The 18969-nt window shown below is 41.4% G+C and carries 12 protein-coding genes and 16 tRNA genes; 11 read left to right on the top strand and 17 right to left on the bottom strand.

Going from position 1 to position 18969, the window contains the following annotated elements:
* Positions 1 to 410 precede the first annotated feature (410 nt).
* Entirely contained in the window at positions 411 to 809 is a 399-nt protein-coding gene (gene gloA, locus VOI46_RS10675; RefSeq protein ID WP_004589277.1) for a lactoylglutathione lyase, read from the top strand.
* Between the two features lie 37 nt (positions 810 to 846).
* On the opposite strand, the gene VOI46_RS10680 is transcribed toward gloA, so the two are convergent.
* The 10 genes from VOI46_RS10680 to VOI46_RS10725 form a co-directional block, all read right to left on the bottom strand.
* Positions 847 to 1113 (bottom strand): DksA/TraR family C4-type zinc finger protein, encoded by a 267-nt coding sequence (locus VOI46_RS10680; protein WP_004589278.1) that lies wholly within the window; start codon positions 1111 to 1113, stop codon positions 847 to 849.
* 505 nt (positions 1114 to 1618) lie between these two features.
* Positions 1619 to 1694 (bottom strand) — tRNA-Glu (locus tag VOI46_RS10685).
* A 173-nt stretch (positions 1695 to 1867) separates the two neighbouring features.
* Positions 1868 to 1943 (bottom strand) — tRNA-Glu (locus VOI46_RS10690).
* 174 nt (positions 1944 to 2117) lie between these two features.
* A tRNA-Glu gene (locus VOI46_RS10695) sits at positions 2118 to 2193 on the bottom strand.
* A gap of 174 nt (positions 2194 to 2367) precedes the next feature.
* Positions 2368 to 2443, bottom strand: a tRNA-Glu gene (locus VOI46_RS10700).
* 176 nt (positions 2444 to 2619) lie between these two features.
* Positions 2620 to 2695: transfer RNA gene (locus tag VOI46_RS10705), tRNA-Glu, on the bottom strand.
* Between the two features lie 87 nt (positions 2696 to 2782).
* A tRNA-Glu gene (locus VOI46_RS10710) sits at positions 2783 to 2858 on the bottom strand.
* Positions 2859 to 2945: 87 nt separating this feature from the next.
* Positions 2946 to 3021, bottom strand: a tRNA-Glu gene (locus tag VOI46_RS10715).
* Between the two features lie 141 nt (positions 3022 to 3162).
* Positions 3163 to 3238 (bottom strand) — tRNA-Glu (locus tag VOI46_RS10720).
* Positions 3239 to 3274: 36 nt separating this feature from the next.
* Positions 3275 to 3350: transfer RNA gene (locus VOI46_RS10725), tRNA-Ala, on the bottom strand.
* 948 nt (positions 3351 to 4298) lie between these two features.
* Between VOI46_RS10725 and VOI46_RS10730 the strand changes: the two genes are divergently transcribed.
* The 8 genes from VOI46_RS10730 (at position 4299) to VOI46_RS10765 (ending at position 7670) form a co-directional block, all read left to right on the top strand.
* Positions 4299 to 4374 (top strand) — tRNA-Val (locus tag VOI46_RS10730).
* Positions 4375 to 4519: 145 nt separating this feature from the next.
* Positions 4520 to 4595, top strand: a tRNA-Val gene (locus VOI46_RS10735).
* A gap of 160 nt (positions 4596 to 4755) precedes the next feature.
* Positions 4756 to 4831: transfer RNA gene (locus tag VOI46_RS10740), tRNA-Val, on the top strand.
* Positions 4832 to 4980: 149 nt separating this feature from the next.
* Positions 4981 to 5056, top strand: a tRNA-Val gene (locus tag VOI46_RS10745).
* Positions 5057 to 5105: 49 nt separating this feature from the next.
* A tRNA-Val gene (locus VOI46_RS10750) sits at positions 5106 to 5181 on the top strand.
* Between the two features lie 33 nt (positions 5182 to 5214).
* Positions 5215 to 5290 (top strand) — tRNA-Val (locus VOI46_RS10755).
* A 45-nt stretch (positions 5291 to 5335) separates the two neighbouring features.
* Positions 5336 to 5411: transfer RNA gene (locus VOI46_RS10760), tRNA-Val, on the top strand.
* Between the two features lie 618 nt (positions 5412 to 6029).
* Positions 6030 to 7670: a response regulator gene (locus tag VOI46_RS10765; protein ID WP_039972401.1), complete on the top strand. Its 1641-nt coding sequence runs from the start codon at positions 6030 to 6032 to the stop codon at positions 7668 to 7670.
* Between the two features lie 55 nt (positions 7671 to 7725).
* Here the strand turns inward: VOI46_RS10765 and msrB are convergent, their stop codons facing one another.
* The 7 genes from msrB to VOI46_RS10800 form a co-directional block, all read right to left on the bottom strand.
* Positions 7726 to 8166: a peptide-methionine (R)-S-oxide reductase MsrB gene (gene msrB, locus VOI46_RS10770; RefSeq protein WP_004588868.1), complete on the bottom strand. Its 441-nt coding sequence runs from the start codon at positions 8164 to 8166 to the stop codon at positions 7726 to 7728.
* A 341-nt stretch (positions 8167 to 8507) separates the two neighbouring features.
* Positions 8508 to 8948 (bottom strand): hypothetical protein, encoded by a 441-nt coding sequence (locus VOI46_RS10775; protein WP_004588867.1) that lies wholly within the window; start codon positions 8946 to 8948, stop codon positions 8508 to 8510.
* Between the two features lie 11 nt (positions 8949 to 8959).
* On the bottom strand, positions 8960 to 9466 hold the full coding sequence (locus tag VOI46_RS10780; RefSeq protein ID WP_004588866.1) for a DUF2919 domain-containing protein: 507 nt from the start codon (positions 9464 to 9466) through the stop codon (positions 8960 to 8962).
* Positions 9467 to 9475: 9 nt separating this feature from the next.
* Positions 9476 to 11494, bottom strand: a complete 2019-nt coding sequence (gene ligA / locus VOI46_RS10785; protein WP_004588865.1) for an NAD-dependent DNA ligase LigA — start codon at positions 11492 to 11494, stop codon at positions 9476 to 9478.
* Positions 11495 to 11566: 72 nt separating this feature from the next.
* The gene (gene zipA / locus VOI46_RS10790) at positions 11567 to 12322 is read right to left on the bottom strand and encodes a cell division protein ZipA (RefSeq protein ID WP_004588864.1); all 756 of its coding nucleotides are present in this window, start codon (positions 12320 to 12322) and stop codon (positions 11567 to 11569) included.
* Positions 12323 to 12394: 72 nt separating this feature from the next.
* Positions 12395 to 15790, bottom strand: a complete 3396-nt coding sequence (locus tag VOI46_RS10795; RefSeq protein ID WP_004588863.1) for an AAA family ATPase — start codon at positions 15788 to 15790, stop codon at positions 12395 to 12397.
* A 67-nt stretch (positions 15791 to 15857) separates the two neighbouring features.
* Entirely contained in the window at positions 15858 to 16589 is a 732-nt protein-coding gene (locus tag VOI46_RS10800) for an RNA methyltransferase (RefSeq protein WP_004588862.1), read from the bottom strand.
* A 162-nt stretch (positions 16590 to 16751) separates the two neighbouring features.
* On the opposite strand from VOI46_RS10800, the gene VOI46_RS10805 reads away from it, so the two are divergent.
* Complete coding sequence (locus VOI46_RS10805; RefSeq protein WP_039972404.1) at positions 16752 to 17861, top strand: YjgN family protein; 1110 nt, start codon at positions 16752 to 16754, stop codon at positions 17859 to 17861.
* Between the two features lie 9 nt (positions 17862 to 17870).
* Positions 17871 to 18893 (top strand): M48 family metallopeptidase, encoded by a 1023-nt coding sequence (locus tag VOI46_RS10810; RefSeq protein ID WP_282338001.1) that lies wholly within the window; start codon positions 17871 to 17873, stop codon positions 18891 to 18893.
* Positions 18894 to 18969 lie beyond the last annotated feature (76 nt).

Below are 18969 nucleotides of genomic sequence, written 5' to 3' on the forward strand. Positions count from 1 at the left end.
ATTGTGTACTAACCCATTGTTGGTAATACCACTTAATTTAGTGTGCTAATATTATGGCAATGCGTGGTTGTAAATGCCGAGCCTTGCCCACATTTAGCTTAAATTGCCCGAACTCAGGTTAAGAAGTTTACTTACGTATTAAATCGTACTGATATGTTAATTTATTTCACAAGCCGAGGTTTTCAGTGAAGGCAAAGCCACTTGCGCGGCAGTAGCTGGGCTTATTACAAGTAAATTTGACACAATGAGTGCGCAAATAGCTGGTTAATTTAAACTTATTGTTCACAGTTGAGGTAAAATAAGCCTCTCGGTATATGGGAGGCTCTGGCCTTGGCAATGCGGTTATGGATACTCCATAAAGACGCTATGCTCTACACCTATATAAATTTAAACTCACAGAGGTAACCTAAATGCGTTTATTACACACAATGTTGCGTGTAGCCGACTTAGAAAAGTCACTTTCTTTTTATACACAGATTTTAGGAATGAAAGAATTACGCCGTTCTGACAATGAAGAGTATCGTTATACATTAGCTTTTGTAGGGTATGGTGAAGAGGATAGTAATACTGTATTAGAGCTTACTTATAATTGGGATGAAAATAGCTACGATCTTGGTAATGCGTATGGCCATATAGCTATTGAATTTGACGATATATACAAGGCATGTGACGACATAAAGGCCGCTGGTGGAAACGTCAGTCGAGAACCGGGGCCAGTAAAAGGCGGCACAACAGAAATTGCTTTTGTGAAAGACCCTGATGGCTATTCAATTGAGCTTATTCAGAAAAAGAAAAACAAAGCTCACTAGGCAATAAAATTTATCAAAAAGGTGCCTAGTCGCACCTTTACCTTAGTTGGCTATCTTTACTTGCTCGGCGGTTTACGCCAGCAACGCCCTTGCCTTTAGCCTCAAGCTCACTTTGACACGCCATACAGTGCCTAACACCTGGCAGCGCTAACCTGCGTGCCTGTGGTATTTCACAATCACACTCATCACAGAATTCAGCACTCGCGCCTGAGATTAAATTTTGCCTTGCATATTGCACTGCGTCGTTAACACTTGCATCGATTTGATCTTGAATTGCGCCATCACGCGCCCAACCACTTGCCATAATTAACTCCTAATAATGAGAAATTAAACTAAAAGGCTAGCAGCACAGCGCTTTATAAATGCTGAATATTTTGTACTGGCTTTATTGATTGAGCTATTTAAAGGATGAATAGATATGATTAAGAGTAATTTGTAATTTAGTTGTGCTATCCATTTTATCTACACATGCAGTTATAAGTATGTATTTTTAACGCAGCTAGCAAAAAATTTATCACTGTAAATGAATAATTATTATTGCGGATCGGTCTTGAAAGCCTAAGAAGTTATACGTAGGTGATTATTAATTAAATAGATAGGTTTTTAGATATTGAAGAAAATTAAAAGTGTAAAACTAAAATTTTAACGGATAAACGGTAGAAATTAATGCGCTGGATAGCGCTGAGGAAGTAATAGCTTTATACACTACTAAAATAGTATGTGGCGTCTCAATAGATTAGTACTCTTGATAACGTCGTGCATATAGAGTGCGGTGTCACACTGCTTTATGCATCACCTAAAATAGTAAGTGGCGTCCCCAAGGGGATTCGAACCCCTGTTACCGCCGTGAAAGGGCGGTGTCCTAGGCCTCTAGACGATGGGGACGCAGAAATTGCTTTGCAAATCACTGATTTGCTATTTCTAAGTAAGATGAGGCCGAGCCTGCGAGGCGAATGGCATTATCTTCTTAAAAACTTTTCTGTGTCACTAGGACAACTGAATGGTTTGACTCGTTTCAGGCGAGTTTTTAATAACACTACCCTACTATAAATAGTAAGTGGCGTCCCCAAGGGGATTCGAACCCCTGTTACCGCCGTGAAAGGGCGGTGTCCTAGGCCTCTAGACGATGGGGACGCAGAAATTGCTTTGCAAATCACTGATTTGCTATTTCTAAGTAAGATGAGACCGAGCCTGCGAGGCGAATGGCATTATCTTCTCAAAAACGTTTTCTGTGTCACTAGGACAACTGAATGGTTTGACTCGTTTCAGACGAGTTTTTAATAACACTACCCTACTATAAATAGTAAGTGGCGTCCCCAAGGGGATTCGAACCCCTGTTACCGCCGTGAAAGGGCGGTGTCCTAGGCCTCTAGACGATGGGGACGCAGAAATTGCTTTGCAAATCACTGATTTGCTATTTCTAAATAAGATGAGACCGAGCCTGCGAGGCGAATGGCATTATCTTCTCAAAAACGTTTTCTGTGTCACTAGGACAACTGAATGGTTTGACTCGTTTCAGACGAGTTTTTAATAACACTACCCTACTATAAATAGTAAGTGGCGTCCCCAAGGGGATTCGAACCCCTGTTACCGCCGTGAAAGGGCGGTGTCCTAGGCCTCTAGACGATGGGGACGCAGAAATTGCTTTGCAAATCACTGATTTGCTATTTCTAAATAAGATGAGACCGAGCCTGCGAGGCGAATGGCATTATCTTCTCAAAAACGTTTTCTGTGTCACTAGGACAACTGAATGGTTTGACTCGTTTCAGGCGAGTTTTATTAATAACACTACCCTACTATAAATAGTAAGTGGCGTCCCCAAGGGGATTCGAACCCCTGTTACCGCCGTGAAAGGGCGGTGTCCTAGGCCTCTAGACGATGGGGACACTAAAAAGTGTCACTAGGACAACTGAATGGTTTGACTCGTTTCAGGCGAGTTTTATTAATAACACTACCCTACTATAAATAGTAAGTGGCGTCCCCAAGGGGATTCGAACCCCTGTTACCGCCGTGAAAGGGCGGTGTCCTAGGCCTCTAGACGATGGGGACACTAAAAAGTGTCACTAGGACAACTGAATGGTTTGACTCGTTTCAGGCGAGTTTTATTAATAACACTACCCTACTATAAATAGTAAGTGGCGTCCCCAAGGGGATTCGAACCCCTGTTACCGCCGTGAAAGGGCGGTGTCCTAGGCCTCTAGACGATGGGGACACTAAAAAGTGTCACTAGGACAGTTGATAAGTTTAACTCATATCATGAGGTGCTAAGGTAATACGTTTAATACACATAAAGACTCGAGCTTTAAGTGTTACGCTATTCTCTTGGTAAAACCACGCCTAACTATTTGTTAGATGGCGTCCCCAAGGGGATTCGAACCCCTGTTACCGCCGTGAAAGGGCGGTGTCCTAGGCCTCTAGACGATGGGGACACAGAAAACTGCTACCCTAGGACATGCACAAAGACTTGGTGGAGCTATGCGGGATCGAACCGCAGGCCTCTTCGCTGCCAGCGAAGCGCTCTCCCAGCTGAGCTATAGCCCCAAACCTTTTAATACCTAACGTGTTTAACACGTTGTGTATCGCTGAGTGCGGGGCGCATTCTATGCACCCCCCAAAATAAAGTCAACAGTTTTTTATGCCGCTTTATTTAAATGGTTTAATTTTCAACAAACTGGCTATCAGACATGCAAAAAAATACAATTTCGACAAAATTTGGCCTGTACTTCATCTCACAGTACTATAAACAGGTTAATTATCTATTTATACCTCGTTGATGAAGTAATAATGTTTAACATAAAAGGTATACATTTATATGCAAATTGAGTTGGGGTTAAAAAAGTACTAAAACCAAGGCTAAACCCCGCATTTAAGTGTGTTATTAAAATGCGAGGGCTCTATTCGATAACCTTATTATTAAATGCTCAACCCTTCCCTTTTTAAGTTGCTTGTACACACATATAAAAATTGAAGTGAATTAGGCCGTCGTTAAAAATGCTAGCAAATAATTCGTGCTGTTTTTAAACACTATGTTCCAGTTTGGGTAATAGGCTCTATTTTGTTGTCATTGTGCCAAAACCCATGGCGTTAATTAAAGTTTATTCGCACTAATGGCAATACAGATAACTGCTTATGCCCTTACCTTTTAAAAAGTACCGTATACCAGTTCAATAATTTAAAACCTTATATAGTCATAAATCTTCTTTTTGATAAAACGTCACGCTTACTGTATCAATTTCAACATCGCCTTTTATTAGCTTATTTAAGTAATGCTTTTTATTGTAAGTAAAAATAAGGCAGTCACTTAGCTCAGTTTCAGCTGTTAATTTACCCTAACAACTTAAATTTGATGATAAAGTAAACGCGAACCACCCTGCACTGTTTATAAAACCTTCATTCAGCACATTTTTATCATTCAAGTGTTGACACATTTGCAACTCTATCTATAATAGCGCCCCACAACAACGCAGCAATGTAATGTTGTTTAGATGTGGGTGATTAGCTCAGTTGGGAGAGCATCGCCCTTACAAGGCGAGGGTCACTGGTTCAAGTCCAGTATCACCCACCACTTTATTAAGTGTACACATCTAAAATTCTATATGAGTTGTTAACTCAGTTAGAAAAGAGACCGTCACTGCTTTTAGTAAAAGAGGGTGAGGTTCACTGGTTAAAGTCCAGTACTATTATTAATAGTAGCGTTTTAATTTATATGTGGGTGATTAGCTCAGTTGGGAGAGCATCGCCCTTACAAGGCGAGGGTCACTGGTTCAAGTCCAGTATCACCCACCACATATAAATCTATTATTATATTAATAGTCGCGTTTAAAAATTGTAATATGGGTCGTTAGCTCAGTTACAAAAAAAGAGAGCATCACCGCTTTTTATAAAAGATGGCGAAGTTCACTGGTTAAAGTCCAGTACTACCTATACAGGTAGTAGCATGTAATATGGGTCGTTAGCTCAGTTGGGAGAGCATCGCCCTTACAAGGCGAGGGTCACTGGTTCAAGTCCAGTACGACCCACCATTCTTAGAATGGTGCATATTACACAAATCTAAATGGGTCATTACTCAGCTAGAAAAAGAGAGCATAACCGCTACTTCAAAGTAACGGCGAGGTTCACTGGTTAAAGTCCAGTACTATTTATTTTAATAGTAGCGTTTTAATTTATATGTGGGTGATTAGCTCAGTTGGGAGAGCATCGCCCTTACAAGGCGAGGGTCACTGGTTCAAGTCCAGTATCACCCACCACATATAAAGCCTATTATTATATTAATAGTCGCGTTTTAAAATTTAATATGGGTCGTTAGCTCAGTTGGGAGAGCATCGCCCTTACAAGGCGAGGGTCACTGGTTCAAGTCCAGTACGACCCACCATTCTTAGAATGGTGCATATTAAATATATAATTTGGGTGATTAGCTCAGTTGGGAGAGCATCGCCCTTACAAGGCGAGGGTCACTGGTTCAAGTCCAGTATCACCCACCAAATTATACAAAACGTTAAATTGATAAAGTCATACCTATTATATGTGGGTGATTAGCTCAGTTGGGAGAGCATCGCCCTTACAAGGCGAGGGTCACTGGTTCAAGTCCAGTATCACCCACCACATATAAACACTTCTTAATAATTATTATAAAATCCTATTTGGGTAATTAACTCAGTTATAAGAAAAAGAGAGCATCGCCGCCTTTTACAAATAATGGCGAGGGTCACTGGTTCAGTTCAGTATCACCCACCACATATAAACACTTCTAAAGCATCTAAACTCCTCTGAATAATTATTATAAAAATCCTATTTGGGTAATTAATCCAGTTGTAAGAAAAGAGAGCATCGCCGCCTTGTACAAATAATGGCGAGGGTCACTGGTTTAAGCCAAGTAATCACCCACCACATATAAACACTTCAAAATACCTAAGTTAAAAACTTCCAAAAATATCACTCTTAATTTGTCTTTTGCAAAACGATTAATCTGTAACATGTAAAGTTCTATATGGGTTATAAACTGCGCCATGAGCAAACATATAGTTAATCGCTCATTTAGAGCATCTTTTTACCTATTAATTAAGCACTGATTTTAAATCGCTAAGGCTAAGATAATATGAAGCCATCTAAACGTATTAAAATAATTTAATCTTCTAATAACCTCGGCTAATAGTTAAATTCCCTTGTAAGCAGCTAAACTGTTGATTATAGTCTGTGATAAATCAAACAACATGTAAGCCAATGCCAACTAAGATCTACGCCAAAGCCAAAATACTGATAGTGGAAGAGCAGCCCCTCGCTCAAAGCTATATGAAACAGTCGCTAGAAAGGCTTGGCTTTCGGCAGTTGCACTTTGCCGATCATGCAATTGCAGCAAAAGAGCAATGTATGGCTGAGCAATTTGATTTAATTGTATGTTCGTTTAATTTAAGCAAACACCAAGACGGCTACCAACTCTACGAAGAACTCCGTGTTAAGCAACTGATAAAAAACTCCACCGCGTTTATTTTTATTTCTGCAGAAACCAGTGGTGCGCTAGTGCATAGCGTTTTAGAGCTTCAACCCGACGACTTTTTGGTAAAGCCATTTACGGTACAAGAGTTAAAAACGCGGATTGAGCGTATTCTAAAACGTAAAAATGAGCTTCAGAGCATTTATACCTTAGTAGATGATGGCAACGACTCTAAAGCAATAAAAGTAATCGATGCCACTTTAAATAAAAAAAACAATATATACAGCCCTATCCTCCTTCGCTTAAAAGGAGATGCATTGCTTAGGCTAAACCGCAGTGAAGAAGCTAAAGACTTTTTTACCTCGGTGCTAGACATACAAAAATTTGCCTGGGCCAAAGTTGGTTTAGTAGAAGCGCTGATTGCTAATAATGAGCATATTCTTGCTCAGCGCATGTTAAAAACCATGCTTGAACGCCATGAAACACGTTTAGTTGCACTGGATTTACTCGGCCGATTAGAAATAAAACTAAACCAATTTGAATTGGCACAAGATTTTTTAAGCCAAGCGGTCGATATCGCGCCACGTAATATCCAAAGACAAAAATCGTTAAGCAATGTTTCGTTAATAAACCACGATTACGAAAAGAGCTATTTAACCCAAAAAGACATAGCCAGCTATGCGCGTCATTCTATTCATGACAGCCCCGACATCTATCTCAATGCAGCCCGTGCCGGTATAGACTTTGCTTTAACCACAGATCAAACAGACCAAATACAACGTATTTCGCGTCAAACTAATAAATACATAAATGATTTAAAAAAGCAGTTTCCTAACAACGCAAACCAATCTCAAATTGATGTACTTAATGCGCGTTTGCACTATTTAAAAGACGAGCACCAAAAAGCCAAGCGCCTTATAGAGCAACTCGACGATGACGATACGTTAATACGCTCTGTAGATGGGGCGCTTGATAAAGCAAAAGCGTTTCACGAGCTGGGTTTTCATCAAAAAGCACAAACATTATTTAGCCAAATAATTAGCCATTGTGAGCGCCACCCCAATATGAGTGATACAACTTACCTGCGTTACATTCAACAGCAGCAAAGTGAGCGTCGTGACATTAAAATGGGTCCTAAAGAGCTTAACAACCATGCAGTAACTCAATTTAATAGAGGGCAATTAAATACGGCGTTAGAGGCGTTTACGCAAGCATTTAGAGTAATGCCGCGTAACCCAAGCATTGCGCTTAATTTATTACAGTGTTTGTTTGATTCGACAAAACAAAAAGGCGGCACTTTTAACTTGGTTATTGCTAAAAAGTGTTACGCCCTTTTGAGTAACTCTACACTGCAGCCAGATCAGTCGCAGCGATTAGATAAAATTTTGCATATGGCAAAAGAAATGAAACTCGATATTCAATCCCCCTAGCGCTAACTAGCGGCTAAAATAGCTGTTTTATCTAGATTGAAGGCTAACTATATAATTAAAGCTTTTTCATTGCAGCGGCATTTACACAATAGCGCAAACCCGACGGTGCTGGCCCATCAGGAAAAATATGCCCTAAGTGTGCATCACACACATTACACACCACTTCAACGCGCTGCATACCATGGCTTAAATCGTTCACATAACCAATTGCATCGACAGTTGCAGGCTGCGTGAATGATGGCCAGCCTGTGCCGCTATCAAACTTTTCATCGGCATCAAAAAGTAAATTATCGCAGCATACACACGCGTATTTACCCGGTTCTAGTAATGTGCAACTTTGTGAGCTGTGAGGGCGTTCTGTGCCCTTTTTACGTGTCACATAGTATTGCTCATCACTTAGCATTGCCTGCCATTGCGCGTCTGTTTTTACAACCTTTTCGCGTGGCGTAGGATTGCCATTATTAGCAAAATTTATAACATCATTCCAAGTAAGCATAATAGCCTCCTTCGGTATTAATAAGTGATTAGGGTCTGTTGATCTTTTAAGGTTAAATTTGCAGTAGTCTGTTTGGTATTTAGGCAAGGCAGAGCCTATGCAGTCTGGTTATTCCCCATAATTGGGCGATAACGTAGCATTAATGCCAAACAGGCGCTGCCCAACGGGTTCTTCCTAGGGGCTATTTACTCTTTGTTGCCTACATGGATGTAGGTAAAGGGCGTGAGCAGGACGCGGAAGCTTTGCTCAGCTTTTACTTAGCCCACTAGGTTACAAACTTCGCGCCGCGATTAAATAGCCCCTAGTTTGAACAAACTTTAATCCGCAAAGTTCAACAGCCCCTAACTAAAGCGAATAGTTTGCTTTTCTTGATCTGAAAGTATGCGCTTCATGTAGGCGTCTATGTCATTTTTTTGTGCGGGTAAACTTACACTAAATTGTCGCTCGTTATTGCTATGAATAATAAGCTCATCGTTCTTACTTTCTATATGTTCAATGTTGCCAATAACAAGCCATTGCGGGCCAAATTTTTTATCAAAAAAACCTGCCAAGCTAAATAACATTAAGTGCTGTGCATCGCGCTGAATAAAATTATCAAGCGTATTGCGCTTTTTAAAGGCGGGTGTCAGCCTGTAACAACACGAACAAAACACAAATAACCATAATCCTATTACGGCAGAAAACCAAATATGATCAGTTAGCGATGTAAACAACACCAAAGCGCCTAAGATAATGCCAATACCAAGCACTACAATGGCAATTTTTTTATTAATGTTATCCATTTAGCTCCCTTTTATTTAGCGTTTTTATCATCTGCTTTTTCGGTAGGCTCTGGCCAATCGTTAAAAAACACCTGCAAATAACGACTCTTTGCCAAGTACCACATTACCCAAAACACAATCACCATTTGCACAGCTAAAAACAGTGAAAACCTGTAATGACTATGTGCAGCTTGTATTGTTAACCAGCTTAAGTCGGTTATTGCACACACAAGTAACGGCCAGCGCATGTAGCGCCACACCATCGCTAAACGCGCACTTTGCTGATGAGAGTCGCGCGGGCGTCTTAAGCAAAATAAAAAAGTGGGCACTATCGCAATAGCGCCAATCGAAATTGCGATAAAAAAATCGTTTTTAGATTTAAAAAATAGCGACATTAAATCAAGCTCAGGGCGACGACTCAGCGCCGCTATAACCCAAATAAAATACGCACGTAGTAACACCAATAAACTCAGATGAAATGCAATTGGCGTACGGTAGCTTCCGTATTTATCCCAGTACTCGGGTCCATATCGGCTCATTTTATTACCCTAAGCATTGTACTTATCAAACAGTGCAATTAAGTCGTCTTCGCTAAGTATGTCTATGCCTAAATCTTGTGCTTTAGTTAATTTAGAGCCGGCTTTTTCGCCCGCCACCAATGCATCTGTTTTAGCCGACACACTACCGGCTACTTTTGCACCTAACTGTTGTAAGCGTGCTTTAGCATCGTTTCGGTTTAAAGTATTAAGAGTGCCAGTTAATACATAGGTTAGCCCAGCTAAGGGTTGCTCATCCTCTGAAGGCGGCGTTAGCGCTGGCCAATTAATGCCTTGTTCAATTAAAGCATTAACCACATCTACATTATGTTGCTCATCAAAAAAGCCACGAACATGAGTTGCTACAATAACCCCTACATCGCTCACTTGTGTAAGGCTTTCAATACTGGCTTGGGTTACCTTTTCAAGTGTTAAAAAATGATTTGCTAAGTTTTGCGCTGTGGCCTCGCCAACCTCACGAATACCCAGCGAATATAAAAACTTTGCAAGCGTAGTTGTTTTGGCAACTTCAAGCGCATCCACTAAGTTTTTAGCCGACTTAGGGCCCATACGCTCAAGTGACTCAAAGTGACCTTGTTTTAATATAAATAGATCTGCGGGGGTTTTTACCAGCTCTCTATCAACCAGCTGATCAACTATTTTGTCGCCTAAGCCATCTATATCAAGCGCTTTGCGTGATGCGAAATGCTTTATCGCTTGTTTACGCTGAGCTTGGCACACTAAGCCACCGGTACAACGAGCCACGGCCTCGCCTTCTACTTTTTCAACGTGTGAGTCACAAATGGGGCAACTGGCAGGAAATACAATGTCGCGTGCATCATCTGGGCGGCGCTCAAGTACTACTTGTGTAATTTGCGGAATAACATCGCCGGCGCGGCGTATAATTACTGTATCGCCTACCTTTACGCCTAAACGGGCTATTTCATCGCCATTGTGCAGCGTTGCGTTTGATACCGTAACACCGCCTACAAATACAGGCTCTAAACGCGCTACCGGCGTTACTGCACCTGTGCGACCAACCTGAAATTCTACATCAAGTAACTGGGTTATTTCTTCTTGCGCAGGAAACTTATAAGCAATTGCCCAGCGCGGTGCACGTGCAACAAACCCTAAACGCTCTTGTAAGGCTTTTTGGTTTATTTTAATTACTACACCATCAATTTCATATTTAAGCTCACTTCTGCGCGTTAAAATATCACTGTAGTAATCTAAAGCCGCTTGCGTACCTTCAACTAACTTTGTTTCTGGGCACAGCGGTAAACCCCAATCAGTTAATTTTGCCAATTGTTGGTAGTGATCCTCAGGGATTGTGCCATCGGCCACCAGCCCTGTGCTATACGCATAAAACATTAGCGGGCGCTTAGCGGTAATTTTTGAATCAAGCTGGCGTAGGCTACCTGCGGCTGCATTTCGAGGATTTACAAATACTTTTTCGCCTCGTTTTTCGGCTTCGCTGTTTAGTTTTTCGAATCCAGCGCTATCCATAAATACTTCGCCACGTACTTCAAGCTCTGCGGGGTAATCGCCACGCAGCTTAAGAGGCACGTTACGGATTGTTTTTACATTTTGTGTGATATTCTCGCCAGTAAAACCATCGCCACGAGTTGCGGCCTGCACAAGCACGCCGTCACGGTAAATAATCGACACAGCCAAGCCATCTAACTTGGGCTCACAACAAAAAGTGAGCTCATCTTGGCTCATTAAACGCTCTTTAATGCGGCGGTTAAAGGCGCTAAATTCTTCTTCACTAAAGGCGTTATCAAGCGATAACATAGGCACTTGGTGAGCAACTTGTTCAAATTTACTCAGCGCAGCGCCTCCTACCTTTTGAGTGGGTGAGTCAGGCGTTAAAAATTCTGGGTTTTCTCTTTCAAGGGCGCTTAACTCGCGCAATAGTCTATCGTATTCTGCATCAGGAATACTGGGTGTATCAAGGACATAATAATTGTAGTTGTGTTGCTCTAACGTACTACGAAGATGATTAATTTGCTCACTAATGCTGCTAGACATTTAAACCTCAAAAAACATAAAAAAAGCCACTTTTAGGTAAGTGGCTTAATAAAAATAATGTGTGCGTATAAATTACGCAGAAAATGCACGAACCTGCTCAACATATTGACGAACGCGCTCAACGGTCATTTCTTCACGCTCGGCATCTAAAATTTGTGCACCAAATTCATCGGCAATTTTCTTAGCTGCGCTATGTAACATATTAAAAGCAGCTAGCCCGTCGCCTTCACAAGGTAAAGTCATAAATAAGCTAACCCCTGCGGTGCTAAACTGTTCCATATTATCAATATCAAACGTACCTGGGTTATACATATTTACTAATCTAAATAACACTGGACCTTGCCCTGCAGGGTCTATGTGGCGATTAAAAAAGCCTTCTTCTGAATATTTAAATCCTAAAGTATTTACTGCAGGTAATAACTTACTGCCTTGCATGCTTAGCCCCTCAGGCATTTGAATATGCACAATAACAAAGTCAGACACATCTGCTGGCGCTTCTTTTTCGCTCTCTGGCTCTGGTTCTAGCTCTGGCTCTTGAACTACTTGCAGGTCGTCTTCAATGGGTGTTTGCGCCACGCTAGTATCTATTTGCGGCTCGTTTGCATCAAAGTTTAGCTCACCAAATTGCGGCTCATCTCGCTGGGCAACAACCGGCTCTTTAGGTTCAACTGGTGTATGCGAAGGTGTATCTTGCATTGGTTCAACCCGCTCTGAAGGCGCTACCTCTGGGCTGTCTTTTTTTCTAACTGACCATAAACCATGTACTAATAAGCCACCTATGACAAGTACACTGATCACAATTAAAACCAATCTTAGTTCTTCGGCCATCCCCTCACCTTTTATTATTTGTTATGCCTAAACCCGTGTATTAATTAATACTAATACGCTTAAAATAAACTGTTATGTGTGTGCAAGTTGCACTGCTTGTTCTATATCTACTGCTACCATGCGTGATACGCCTGGCTCTGCCATAGTAACGCCAGTTAAACGCCCTGCCATTTCCATCGCAATTTTATTATGACTAATATAAATAAACTGCACCGATTGTGACATTTCTTCAACCAAACGGCAAAAGCGCACCACGTTAGCATCATCAAGCGGCGCATCTACTTCATCCAGCATACAGAATGGAGCTGGATTGAGCCTGAATATAGAAAACACCAATGATAATGCGCTCAGCGCTTTTTCTCCACCACTTAACAGATGAATTGTCGAATTTTTCTTACCTGGCGGCTGTGCCATTATACTAACACCACTTTCGAGTAAATCGTCACTGGTTAATTCTAAATACGCGCTACCACCGCCAAATACTTTTGGAAATAGCTCGGCAAAGTCGTTGTTCACTTGATCGAAGGTAGCTTTAAAGCGTGTTTTGGTTTCGCTGTCAATTTTACGAATCGCCCCTTCAAGCGTATTTAGCGCTTTGGTTAAATCCTCAAGTTGATTATTAAGATAATCACTGCGCTCTTTAGCTTGTTCAAACTCATCTATTGCGGCTAAATTAACTGGACCTAGCTTATCTAATTGATGCACAAGCCCACTGATCTGATTTTGCGCTGCATTTAAACTCAGTGAATCAGGCAGTGTATCTAAAACACTGTTTAAACTTTGCTTTAATTCTTCAAGCGGCTCAAGTGCTGCCTGCGCTTTTATAATTAGGCTTTGCTCTTCAATGCTTAGCTTTTGATGTTGTTCTTGCAAACCTGTCAGCTCACCTTGAGAATGCTTAAGGCTGGCTTGTTTACTTATAAGTGTTTGCTTTGCCTCGTTAAGCTTTTTTTGTAACGCAACCAAGCTAGCTTCGCCCTGCTGATGTTTTATTAAAAGCTGTGCTATTTGCTCAGTGAGCTCTTGCTCGGGTATAAGCAACGCTTCCATTTGCGCTTGCAGCTCTTTTGCTTCTTCTTGCGCACTCATGAGTTCTTGCTCAGCATGATTAAGCTTTGTTTGACTAAGCTGCCACTCACTGTGTGCTTTTTGCTCTTTTAACGTGGCCTGATGTGCTTGTGTTTTATATTGCTCAAGTGTAGCTGCAGCTTGGCTGTATGCAGTATTACTGCGTGTGCAAGCGGCGTCGGCGCTTGCCAGTTCGTCAGCTAAATTACGTTGCTGTTGATGTAACACTTCAAGCGCACTGTTGTGCTCATCGCGCGTTTTTAAAAATTGTGATTGCTCAGTGGTTAATGCACGCTTTTGTTGCTGGTACTTTTCTAGTTGCTGTAAAAATTGTGCTACTTGCTCTTTTAACATGTCGCTGCGCGTAGTGGCCACGGCAATGTTTTGTGCTAATTGATGAATTGCGTTTTTAAGTACCGCTAACTCATCACTCAGCTTTTGCTGCTGTGTTTTTAGCGCATTAAGATTCTCAAAATCCCTTGCGAGGGTATTTTCGGCCTCTACTAAGCTCGCTGTTTTTTGCTTTAACTGTGTGTGTTTTAAAAGTTGTGAGTTTTCGGCGTTTTTGTCTGCGCTACGGTGCCAGTTTCGAGCATGTAAAGCACCGCTTTTATCCATAACCGCAATATAAAACGTATCATTTAACACAGCGAGTGCGGCGTTTTCGCTGTACGCAATGCGGGTCAATAAATCTGGATAAACACCCTCAGTAATCAACGCCGCAACGCTATTGACTGGTATTTCACTTTTGTGAGGCCACACACTATTGTTGCTTTGCACATCGGCTACGTTTAGTTGCTCAAGCGTTTGCAGTGCCTGTTCAACTATATGTTCAAACCCTGGTTTTACCTGTAATTGATTAAATAAAGTGTGCTGCTTATTGTCATCTTCAATCCCTAAACTACTTTTAAGCCCAGCAATGCGAGCTTTTAGCTCATTAACGTGCTGTAAGCTTTGCTGATGTTGCTGCTCAGCGTCATTTACTAAATCGGTTTGCTCTTTAAGTGCTGCGGTGCAGTGTGTTTGCGCCGTTTGCTTACTGGCAAGCTCTTGAGTTAGGGTTTGTTTGTATTTTTGTTGCTCGGCTAGTTGCTGCTCTAATTGGCTACTTTTAATATCGTCAATTTGGCTATTTAGTTGGCTTAGCTGTGCGTTTACATGGGCTAAGGCTTGCTCTGTTTGCTTAACACTACTTTGCTGCGCCTGTACTTTATTATTAAGCGCGTGCTGTTGTTGGTTAAGGCTTTGCCACACGGCTGTGTGCTTATTTTTTTCATCAGCTAAATCTGCAAGTGTAAGGGTAAGCTCTTCAACTTGTTCGCTGCACTCTAAACTGTACTCGCTTATCTCTTGGTGGCTCACAGATAACTGCTCACACACATTTTGTTGCTGTGTTTTTAGCGCTTCACTTTGCAGCTTTCGCTGCTCAAGCTTAACCACACTTTGTTTAAGTGTTTGCGTTTGCTGTTTAATATTAATGTGTTGTTGTTCGGCGCGGGTCAACTCTGTGTGGGTAACGTGTTGCTGATGCTGCGCATCGTTAAGCGCATCTTGCTCTGCATTTACTTGAGCCTCTAGGCTTGCAAGTACATCGTCGTGGCCTGAGTGAGCCGTTTTAAAAAAGGCGATTTGCTCATTAAGCTTTTTGATTTGCTCACTTTTTTCAAGCTGTTGTTGATGCAGCTTTTGCCATTTTAATACAGCTACTTGGCCTTTTAAGGTACGCTCTTGCGCTTTTAAATCGCGGTATTTTTTCGCATCAACCGACTGCACAGCCAGTTTATCTAGTTGCGCTTGTAATTCTTTACGCACATCAAGTAAACGCTCAAGGTTTTCGCGGGTACTTTTAATTCGGGTTTGCGTTTCGCGGCGGCGTTCTTTGTATTTAGACACACCCGCGGCTTCTTCTAAAAATACGCGCAGCTCTTGAGGTTTGCTCTCGATTAAACGCGAGATCATCCCTTGCTCTATAATTGCGTAACTACGCGGGCCAAGCCCGGTGCCTAAAAATATATCGGTAATATCGCGCTTACGGCATTTGCTCCCATTTAAAAAGTACAGCGATTGGCCATCGCGTGTTACTAAACGCTTAATCGCTATTTGGTTTCTGTCGGCAAATGTATTAGGTAAATCACCTTGAGTGTTATCAAAAATAAGCTCTACTGAGGCTTGCGAGATAGGTTTACGATTAGTTGAGCCATTAAAAATAACATCGGTCATGGCATCGCCACGCAAGTTTTTAGCTGAGCTTTCACCAAGCACCCATCGCACAGCGTCAATCACGTTTGATTTGCCACAGCCGTTAGGCCCAACAACACACGTCATTTGATCAGGAAATGGAATTTTAGTGGGCTCTACAAACGATTTAAAGCCCGCTAATTTAATAGTGCTTAAGCGCATCTTATTGTTATTACCGATTATTATTGTTATTACTTACAAACAATTTAACTCATAAACAGTTAAAAAGTTAAGCTTGGCGTTTAAAGTTATCTAAAATAATACCTGTAGCCATTGCCACATTAAGTGACTCTGCCTCACCAAAAGCCGGTATGGTTATTTTTTCGCTTACTAATTTTGCACACTGCTCGCGTATGCCATGCGACTCACTGCCCATAAGCAATACACCCTTTGCGCTAAGGTCCGTTGTATGTACGCTTTGCCCATCTAAAAATGCCCCATAAATAGGCATATTTAATGTTTGTAAGTATTCAGGTAGCTCTACTTGGCTTACCGATACTCTGACAAACGAACCCATGGTAGCGCTAATTGTTTTAGGGTTGTAAGCATCGGCGCTGTCGGTACTTGTTACTATATGTTGAATGCCATACCAATCGGCAACTCTGATAATAGTACCTAAATTCCCCGGATCAGAAACTCCATCAAGCGCCAATATTAAGCCGGTATTATTAGGTAAATCAGCCTTTGGCATATCAACCACTGCAATGGCCGCGTTATTACTCACTAAGGTACTGGCTTTAGTCAGCGACTCTTCTTCTGCTGGCGTAAGATCTACATGTGGAAACTGGTTTTGGTGAGTATTTATAAACGCCTGTGTTGCAAATATATCAACCGCCTTTAATGGGCTGTTTAACAACTCAAGTACGTTTTTTTCACCTTGTACAAGGTATTGATTATATTGCTTTCGGTACTTTTTTTGGCCAAGTTGGCGAATAAGCTTGAGTTGGTTTTTTGAAATCATAACAGCCCCATAAAATTATCGCCCTAGTATACCAGAGATGATTTAAAGTGCAGCACCACATATATCAAAAGCAGCGCCATTGTAGGCTGTAAGGCTATTAAAGATTGAGCTTTGCACCAAATTTAGGTAAATTAACAAAAAAACAACATGGATATAATTTTAATGGAATCAATACACCCTACTCCCCCAGAAACCACCCCTGCAGTAAGTGAACCTGCTGCCCCTATTTTTAGCGGCAAAGTACAGTTTAGCGGTAAAGGCGGTGAGTTTTTTGGTATTTGGATAGTCAATATTTTACTGAGCGTACTTACTTTAGGTATTTACTCGGCTTGGGCAAAAGTGCGCACAATGCGATACTTTTATGGCCACACCCGCATTGACGGACACAGCTTTGACTACTTAGCCACCCCGATGCAAATTTTAAAAGGCCGTATTTTAGCGGTTATTGTATTTTTAATTTACTCCTTTGGTAGCAGCTTTTTTCCTCTTGTAGGTTTACTATTTGCGGTTGCTTTTATCTTTTTAATGCCGTGGATTATTAACCAAGGTCTGCGCTTTAATATGCGTATGACCCGTCATCGAAATGTACGCTTTGCATTTAAAGGCGATTACGGCGAAGCCTTCATTAACTTTATTCTTTTACCTATTGCCAGTATTTTTACCCTTTATTTATTAATGCCGTATGTTTTAAAACGTATCGACACGTACATACATAGCAATATTAGCTACGGTGACACGCCATTAACCGTAAACCTTAAAGGTGAAACCTACTACTTAACCGCCCTTATTTGCTTTGTGGTGAGCTCTATCACTATGGTGATATTTATGGCTGTATTAGGCTTATTTGGGCTTGATTTAATGAATGTAGAAAACCAACAAGCTGCACAAGATCCAGCCAAAATGGGCATTATGTTTGGTGGATTAATGATTGCTTACGTATTTATGATTGCGATAGTAACCGCTGTGTGGGCTGCGGCTATTCGTAACCATATTTTTGATAACTGTCAATTTGAAGACGTAGCATCATTTAAATCAGAGCTTAAGCCTATTCCTTTTGCCATATTACTATTAACCAATATGCTGGCCATTGTGTTTTCTTTAGGGCTTGCCTACCCGTGGACCAAAGTGCGTACATCGAGAATGCTTGCCGAGGTTACAACCGTTAATATTTACCCTAGTGCGCTAAATTTAGTGGATACCGCGCAACAAGAGCAGTCATCGTTTGCTGAAGAAGCAGCCAATGTATTTGATATTGACCTATCGCTAACCTAAGAGCTTATTATGCACGTACAGGGACATTACTTCCCCAAGGCATCAAGCAATTACCAGCAAGGTGTCGCTAGTATTAGCGACACCTGTGTTGAGATTAGCTACGATGACCAGCTTATTTCAAGCCATGCAATAAGCGATATAACACTCACTTCTGGCCTAGCTGGGCTTGCTGATGAACTAAATTTTAATGATGGCAGCCGCTTTATTCCTACTGATGTAAATTATCGCTGGCCTTTTAAAGCAAATAAGCATGACCTACTAGAGCGCCTTGAAAAAAGTAAATGGGCTATTATCGCGGCCGTTATTTTTACACCGCTTTTTATGTGGTTAATGCTTTATAAAGTTGTGCCCGCTATTGCTGTTTACAGTGTTGATACCCTGCCGCGCAGTGTAGTAGAGCAAATGGGTGAACAAAGCTTTACCCTAATTGAAAAGCTCGCGCTTGATGACAGTGAGCTGCCTAATGAGCAACAAACTAAAGTACAACAACACTTTAATACCATGCTTAATGCGCTCTCGCTTGAGCCATCGGTTTATAGGTTATCGTTTTATAAATCAGAGGCCTTTGGAGCGAATGCGTTTGCAATGCCCCATGGACGTATTGTCGTAACCGATGAGTTAGCAAATTTATTAGCTGATAAACCTAACGCATTAAAAGCCGTATTACTTCACGAAATTGGCCACGTAGTCCACCAGCATAGCGTACGCATGACTGCGCAATCGGCAGCCAGTACCATTGTACTTGCAGTTATATTTGGTGATTTAGAAGGCATAGCAGAAGTGGTACTTGGTACGGGGGCATCTTTTGCACAGCAAGGGTTTTCTCGTGATATGGAGCGCGAGGCAGATAGCTATGCACTCATTCAACTTGAAAACTTAGGGTATTCAAGCAACGACTTTGCCGATGCCATTGAAGCATTACAAGGCGCGCATACCAGCGAAAACGAACACCTTGAAAAGGTAAATAATTTGCTCGAATATTTATCTAGCCACCCAAGTGCACAAGAGCGAATAGACAATGCGAGGAAATAACCCCGGTTATATACAAATTGCTCGCTACATAGTGAGTTTAAGTTGGGTATACTAATTCGATTAACTATAGGAGCTA

This window comes from Pseudoalteromonas sp. CuT4-3, from assembly GCF_035666335.1.
GTDB classification, from domain to species: domain Bacteria; phylum Pseudomonadota; class Gammaproteobacteria; order Enterobacterales; family Alteromonadaceae; genus Pseudoalteromonas; species Pseudoalteromonas atlantica.

What these genes read in the sequence shown, in the direction of transcription:
- gloA (WP_004589277.1), top strand. Translation starts at nt 411, where the DNA reads ATGCGTTTATTACACACAATGTTGCGTGTAGCCGACTTAGAAAAGTCA.
- VOI46_RS10680 (WP_004589278.1), bottom strand. Translation starts at nt 1,113, where the DNA reads ATGGCAAGTGGTTGGGCGCGTGATGGCGCAATTCAAGATCAAATCGAT.
- VOI46_RS10765 (WP_039972401.1), top strand. Translation starts at nt 6,030, where the DNA reads ATGCCAACTAAGATCTACGCCAAAGCCAAAATACTGATAGTGGAAGAG.
- msrB (WP_004588868.1), bottom strand. Translation starts at nt 8,166, where the DNA reads ATGCTTACTTGGAATGATGTTATAAATTTTGCTAATAATGGCAATCCT.
- VOI46_RS10775 (WP_004588867.1), bottom strand. Translation starts at nt 8,948, where the DNA reads ATGGATAACATTAATAAAAAAATTGCCATTGTAGTGCTTGGTATTGGC.
- VOI46_RS10780 (WP_004588866.1), bottom strand. Translation starts at nt 9,466, where the DNA reads ATGAGCCGATATGGACCCGAGTACTGGGATAAATACGGAAGCTACCGT.
- ligA (WP_004588865.1), bottom strand. Translation starts at nt 11,494, where the DNA reads ATGTCTAGCAGCATTAGTGAGCAAATTAATCATCTTCGTAGTACGTTA.
- zipA (WP_004588864.1), bottom strand. Translation starts at nt 12,322, where the DNA reads ATGGCCGAAGAACTAAGATTGGTTTTAATTGTGATCAGTGTACTTGTC.
- VOI46_RS10795 (WP_004588863.1), bottom strand. Translation starts at nt 15,790, where the DNA reads ATGCGCTTAAGCACTATTAAATTAGCGGGCTTTAAATCGTTTGTAGAG.
- VOI46_RS10800 (WP_004588862.1), bottom strand. Translation starts at nt 16,589, where the DNA reads ATGATTTCAAAAAACCAACTCAAGCTTATTCGCCAACTTGGCCAAAAA.
- VOI46_RS10805 (WP_039972404.1), top strand. Translation starts at nt 16,752, where the DNA reads ATGGAATCAATACACCCTACTCCCCCAGAAACCACCCCTGCAGTAAGT.
- VOI46_RS10810 (WP_282338001.1), top strand. Translation starts at nt 17,871, where the DNA reads ATGCACGTACAGGGACATTACTTCCCCAAGGCATCAAGCAATTACCAG.